At 68.7% G+C, this 5,764-nt stretch carries 6 protein-coding genes; 4 read left to right on the forward strand and 2 right to left on the reverse strand.

The genetic code is table 11. The features are described from left to right. Both A5699_RS18735 and A5699_RS18740 read left to right on the forward strand, forming a co-directional pair. A partial coding sequence (locus A5699_RS18735; RefSeq protein WP_067772053.1) for an MFS transporter occupies window positions 1-1,057 on the forward strand: 1,057 nt, incomplete at its 5' end. Window positions 1,058-1,066: 9 nt separating this feature from the next. Further along, on the forward strand, window positions 1,067-2,422 hold the full coding sequence (locus A5699_RS18740) for an FAD-binding oxidoreductase (protein WP_067772057.1): 1,356 nt from the start codon (window positions 1,067-1,069) through the stop codon (window positions 2,420-2,422). 5 nt (window positions 2,423-2,427) lie between these two features. On the opposite strand, the gene A5699_RS18745 is transcribed toward A5699_RS18740, so the two are convergent. Further along, a complete protein-coding gene (locus A5699_RS18745; RefSeq protein WP_197508333.1) occupies window positions 2,428-3,270 on the reverse strand; it encodes a rhomboid family intramembrane serine protease in 843 nt (280 codons plus the stop codon). A gap of 67 nt (window positions 3,271-3,337) precedes the next feature. Between A5699_RS18745 and A5699_RS18750 the strand changes: the two genes are divergently transcribed. Next, the gene (locus A5699_RS18750; protein WP_067772062.1) at window positions 3,338-4,576 is read left to right on the forward strand and encodes a cytochrome P450; all 1,239 of its coding nucleotides are present in this window, start codon (window positions 3,338-3,340) and stop codon (window positions 4,574-4,576) included. Beyond that, window positions 4,576-5,178, forward strand: coding sequence for a TetR/AcrR family transcriptional regulator (locus A5699_RS18755; RefSeq protein ID WP_067772065.1), 603 nt, complete (start codon window positions 4,576-4,578; stop codon window positions 5,176-5,178). Before A5699_RS18750 ends, A5699_RS18755 begins: the two co-directional genes overlap by 1 nt. Here the strand turns inward: A5699_RS18755 and A5699_RS18760 are convergent. Further along, window positions 5,150-5,764: siderophore-interacting protein (locus tag A5699_RS18760; protein WP_067772068.1), on the reverse strand; the 615-nt coding region annotated here is incomplete at its 5' end. The two genes, A5699_RS18755 and A5699_RS18760, sit on opposite strands and share 29 nt — an antisense overlap.

Raw genomic sequence — 5,764 nt, forward strand, 5'->3', positions numbered from 1 at the left:
GCTGGTCGCCACCCTGATCGCCGGGGCGGCCGTCGACTACCTGGGCCGGCGGCTGGTATCGATGATCTCCGATCTGCTCTCGGCCCTCTCGGTCGCCGCGGTGCCGGTGCTGGCGCTGATCTTCGGGGTGGACGCGGTGAACGTCGCGGTGCTGGCCGTGCTCGCCGCACTGGGGGCGTTCTTCGACCCGGCCGGCATGACCGCGCGGGAAACGATGCTGCCCGAGGCCGCCAGCCGGGCCGGTTGGACATTGGACCACGCCAACAGCGTGTACGAGGCGGTGTTCAACCTGGCCTACATCGTCGGCCCGGGCATCGGCGGCCTGCTGATCGCCACCCTCGGCGGGATCAACACCATGTGGGTGACCGCAGCGGCGTTCTGTTGTTCGATCCTGGCCATCTCGGTGCTGCGCCTGGAAGGTGCCGGCGCTCCGGACCGTTCGGCGCTGACCGAGAACGTGTGGGCCGGCATCGTCGAGGGACTGCGGTTCGTCTGGCGCACACCGGTTCTGCGCACGCTGGCGATCGTCGACCTGGTGGCCACCGGCCTGTACATGCCGATGGAAAGCGTGCTGTTCCCGAAATACTTCACCGACCGCGACGAGCCCACCGAACTCGGGTGGGTACTGATGGCGCTGAGTATCGGCGGGCTGCTCGGTGCACTCGGGTACGCGGTGCTCTCGAAGTACATGAGCCGACGGGCCACCATGCTGGCCGCGGTGCTGACCCTCGGGGTGGCGATGACGGGCGTGGCCTTCCTGCCGCCGTTGCCGGTGATCCTGGTGCTGTGCGCGATCGTCGGGTTCGTCTACGGGCCGATCGCGCCGATCTACAACTACGTCATGCAGACCACGGCTCCCCCGCATCTGCGTGGCCGGGTGGTCGGCGTGATGGGATCGCTGGCCTACGCGGCGGGCCCGCTGGGCCTGGTGGTGGCCGGGCCGCTGGCCGACGCCGCCGGGCTGCACGCCACGTTCCTGGCGCTGTCGCTGCCGATGCTGCTGCTCGGCCTGGTCGCGATCGGGCTGCCGGCGCTGCGCGCGCTGGATCGCTCGTAGGATCGCGGTGTGCTGTCAGAGCTCATCGCCAAGCTGCCCGAAGGTGTCGTCGTCACCGACCCCGACATCCTGGCCTCCTACCGGTGGGACCGGGCGGCCGATCCGGCGGCGGGCACTCCGCTGGCCGTGGTCCGGCCCACCCGCACCGAGGAGGTGCAGACCGTGCTGCGCTGGGCCAGCGAGCATCGGGTGGCGGTCGTACCGCGTGGTGCGGGCACCGGACTGTCCGGCGGCGCGACGGCTCTCGACGGCGGGATCGTGCTGTCCACGGAGAAGATGCGCGACATCACCGTCGACCCGGTCACCCGGACCGCCACCGTACAGCCCGGCCTGCTCAACGCCGAAGTGAAGAAAGCCGTTGCGGCCCATGGCTTGTGGTACCCACCGGATCCGTCGTCGTTCGAGATCTGCAGCATCGGCGGCAATGTCGCCACCAATGCCGGCGGGCTGTGCTGCGTCAAGTACGGCGTGACCACCGATTACGTACTGGGCCTGCAGGTGGTGCTGGCCGACGGCACCGCGGTACGCCTGGGCGGGCCGCGGTTGAAAGATGTTGCGGGCCTGAGCCTGACCAAGCTGTTCGTCGGCAGCGAGGGCACCCTGGGCGTGGTCACCGAGGCGACGCTGCGATTGTTGCCGCCGCAGCACGCGCCGTGCACCGTGGTGGCCACCTTCGACTCGGTGGAGGCCGCCGCGAGCGCGGTCGTCAAGATCACCGGCAAGATCCGGCCGTCCATGCTCGAGTTCATGGATTCGGTGGCGATCAACGCCGTCGAGGACAAGCTGAAGATGGGTCTGGACCGCACCGCCGCGGCGATGATGGTGGCCGCCTCCGACGACCGTGGCGCCGCCGGCGCCGACGACACCGCCTTCATGGCCGAGGTCTTCACCGAATACGGTGCCACCGAGGTGTTCTCGACCTCCGACCCGGACGAGGGCGAGGCGTTTGTGGCCGCCCGCCGCTTCGCCATCCCGGCCGTCGAGGCCAAGGGATCCCTGCTGCTGGAAGACGTCGGGGTGCCGCTGCCGGCACTGGCCGAACTGGTCAGCGGGGTGGCCGAGATCGCCGCCCAGCGCGACGTCATGATCTCGGTGATCGCCCACGCCGGTGACGGCAACACGCACCCGCTGATCGTGTTCGATCCGGCCGACACCGACATGGCGGCCCGCGCCCAGCTCGCCTTCGGCGAGATCATGGACCTGGCCATCAGCCTGGGCGGCACCATCACCGGCGAGCACGGCGTGGGCCGGCTCAAGCGGCCATGGCTGGCCGGGCAGATCGGGCCGGACGCGCTTGCGCTCAATCAGCGGATCAAGCAGGCGCTGGATCCGCTGAACATCCTCAACCCCGGCGCGGCGATCTAGCTGCGCTAGCCGACACCGAACAGCGTCAACAGAGTGCTTGTGCGCCAGGCGATCAGGGCCGCGAAGACCACCAGCACGGCCACCGAGACTCCGGCCTGTACGGCATTTCGCCGTGCCGCGGGCGCATAGACGAACGCCGCGGCGATTCCGGCCCCGGTGATCAGGCCGCCGACGTGGCCCTGCCAGCTGATCGCCCCGGTTCCCAGCGCCGGTCCGGCAAAGGTGAACACCAGGTTGATGACGACGACGGCACCGATCATGCGGACGTCGAGATTGAGCTTGCGCGCCACCACGAAGATCGCGCCGAACAGACCAAAGATGGCACCTGAAGCCCCAGCGGTCGCGGTGTTCAGCGGGGACAGCAGATACACCAGCACCGAGCCGCCGAGACCGCTCAGCGCATACAGCGTGCCGAACCGCAACCGCCCCAACCACTGCTCCAGCGGCGGGCCCACGACGTAGAGCGCCCACATGTTGAACAGCAGGTGCATCGCGCCGTAGTGCAGGAACATCGAGGTCACCAGGCGGTAGTACTCGTCGTGCGCGGCGATTCCGGGCGGCCACAGGGTGAACTGCTGTTCCAGCGTTCCGGCCGCCATCTGCAACACGAACATCACCACGTTGACCGCGATCAGCGCATAGGTCAGCACGGGCGCCCCGGGCCGCGCCACCCCGCCGAATTGGGTGCGCGGGGCGTGCACGGACCTCGCCCCCTCGTTGACGCACTCCACGCATTGATGTCCCACGGCTGCTGAGCGCATGCACTCCGGGCAGATGGGACGTTGGCAACGCGTGCAGTGCACGTAAGTGGGGCGGTCCGGATGGCGGTAACACGCTGGGGTGTTCATCGCGCCCGAGCCTACCCAGGCAAACCCGCTATTGACACCATGCGGGCTTGCGTCGTACGAATAAGACATGTCAGTGACTTTGTCTCACAGCCCCGCGCGGTTCGAACCCGCCGACGCCGATACCTGGGCCGCCCCTTGGCCGATGTACGCCGCGCTGCGCGACCACGACCCGGTGCACCACGTGGTGCCCGACGAGAAACCCGAGAACGACTACTACGTGCTGTCCCGGCACGCCGACATCTGGTCGGCCGCCCGTGACCACGAGACCTTCTCCTCGGCACAAGGCCTGACCATCACCTACGGCGAGCTGGAGATGATCGGCCTGGCCGACAATCCGCCGTTCGTCATGCAGGACCCGCCCGTGCACACCGAATTCCGCAAGTTGGTGTCACGGGGCTTCACACCGCGACAGGTCGAGGCCGTCGAACCGAAGGTGCGGGAGTTCGTCGTCGAGCGCCTCGAGGGGTTGCGCTCGAACGGCGGCGGGGACATCGTCACCGAACTGTTCAAACCGCTGCCGTCGATGGTCGTCGCGCACTACCTCGGGGTGCCTGAGGCCGACCGCGACCAGTTCGATGACTGGACCGAGGCGATCGTCGCGGCAAACAGTTCGGCTGGAGGCATCACCGCGGCGATGGGCACGGCCGGCGCCGCGGTGGCCTCGATGATGGGCTATTTCTCCGAGCTCATCGAGCGGCGTCGTCGGGAACCCGGTGACGACACGATCTCGCATCTGGTCGCCGCCGGGGTGGGTGGAGATGGTGACATCGCGGGCGTGTTGTCGATCCTGGCGTTCACCTTCACCATGGTCACCGGCGGCAACGACACCACCACCGGAATGCTCGGTGGTGCAGTGCAATTGCTGCAGCAGCGGCCCGATCAGCGTCGGCTCCTGGTCGACGACCCGGGACTCATCCCGGAGGCCGTCGACGAGTTCCTGCGGTTGACCTCGCCGGTGCAGGGCCTGGCCCGCACCACCACCCGCGACGTCACGATCGGCGACACCACGATCCCGGCCGGCCGCAAGACGCTGCTGCTGTACGGGTCCGGAAATCGGGATGAACGCGAATTCGGCGACGACGCAGCCGAACTCGATGTGCGGCGCAAGCCCCGCAACATTCTCACCTTCAGCCACGGGGCACACTTCTGCCTGGGCGCGGCGGCGGCCCGGATGCAGTCCCGGGTAGCGTTGACCGAGTTGTTGTCGCGCTATCCGGAATTCGAGGTCGATGTGGACGCCGTGGTGTGGGCCGGTGGTAGTTACGTCCGACGGCCGCTGTCCGTGCCGTTCCGGGCCGGTACTTGATGGCCCGCGACTGGCTGTCGGTGCGGCGGTCCGAAGTGGCCGCCGACCACATCCTCGATGCGGCGGACGTCCTGTTCACCAAACAGCAGGCGGCCACCGTCGGCATGCACGAGATCGCCGCAGCCGCAGGGTGTTCCCGCGCGACGCTGTACCGCTATTTCGAGAACCGCGAAGCGCTTTACACCGCGTACGTGCACCGGGAGGCGCGCCGACTGTACGACGACGTCAGCGAGCAGGTGGCGGCGGTCACCGATCCGGACGAACGGTTGATCGAAGGTGTGATCACCGCGCTGCGGGCGGTGCGGCAGAGCCCGGCGCTGTCGTCCTGGTTCGCCACCGCGCAACCGCCCATCGGCGGCGAGATGGCCGAACACTCCGAGGTGATTCGCGCGTTGGTGGAGGGATTCGTGCGCTCACTGGGCTCCGACGCGGGCGACGAGGTGGGCCGGCGGGCCCGGTGGCTGGTGCGGATCATGGTGTCGCTGCTGGTGTTTCCCGGCGTCGACGAGGCCGACGAACGCACGATGCTGGCCGAGTTCGTCGCCCCGCTGGTGATACCGGCTCAGCAGCCGGTCACGCCACCCAATACGCCTGTGCCTTGATGGATCTGCGGGGAATGCCGTACTCCTCGCGAAAGACCCGGGCCACCGCCCGGGTGGTGCGGTTGTTACAGGCCACCCAGCCGAAGTGATCGGCGGCGTCGAACGCCGAGGCGCTGACCGCCGCCCGCAGGCCGTCGTCGGAACGGTCGACCCAGGTGATGTCCGCATCACCGGCGACGGGGAGCTGACGGTCGTCGTCGTGGCCGGCCTCCAGGAACACCCGGGCCGGGGCGTCGCCGATCGCATCCAACAGTGAGTTGATGGCCGGCAGCGACGCGGTGTCCCCGACGATGACGTATCCGGCCGGGGCCGGCTCGGGCAAGGCGAAGTTGCTGCCGAGGACCGTCACGTCCAGGACGTCGCCGGGCTGGGCACCGCCGGCCCAGCGGGTGGCGATGCCGTCGTGCATGGCGAAATCGATGTCGACGGTGCCGGCCCGCGGATCGGCGTTGACCAGGGTGTAGCCGCGTTGGTGCGCCTTCCCGTCGTGCGGGAACCAGCCCCGCACCCACATCGTGGGGTGCACCCGGTGCTCGGCGAGCAGCCGCTCGGCACGGAAGTGCAGCCTCAGGTAGTTCGGTGTGAG

Origin of the sequence: Mycobacterium sp. E802, assembly GCF_001666875.1 — a bacterium.
Lineage (GTDB): Bacteria > Actinomycetota > Actinomycetes > Mycobacteriales > Mycobacteriaceae > Mycobacterium.

Coding starts and splice junctions, on each gene's coding strand:
- A5699_RS18745 (WP_197508333.1), bottom strand. CDS start 3,270: ATGAACACCCCAGCGTGTTACCGCCATCCGGACCGCCCCACTTACGTG.
- A5699_RS18750 (WP_067772062.1), top strand. CDS start 3,338: ATGTCAGTGACTTTGTCTCACAGCCCCGCGCGGTTCGAACCCGCCGAC.
- A5699_RS18755 (WP_067772065.1), top strand. CDS start 4,576: ATGGCCCGCGACTGGCTGTCGGTGCGGCGGTCCGAAGTGGCCGCCGAC.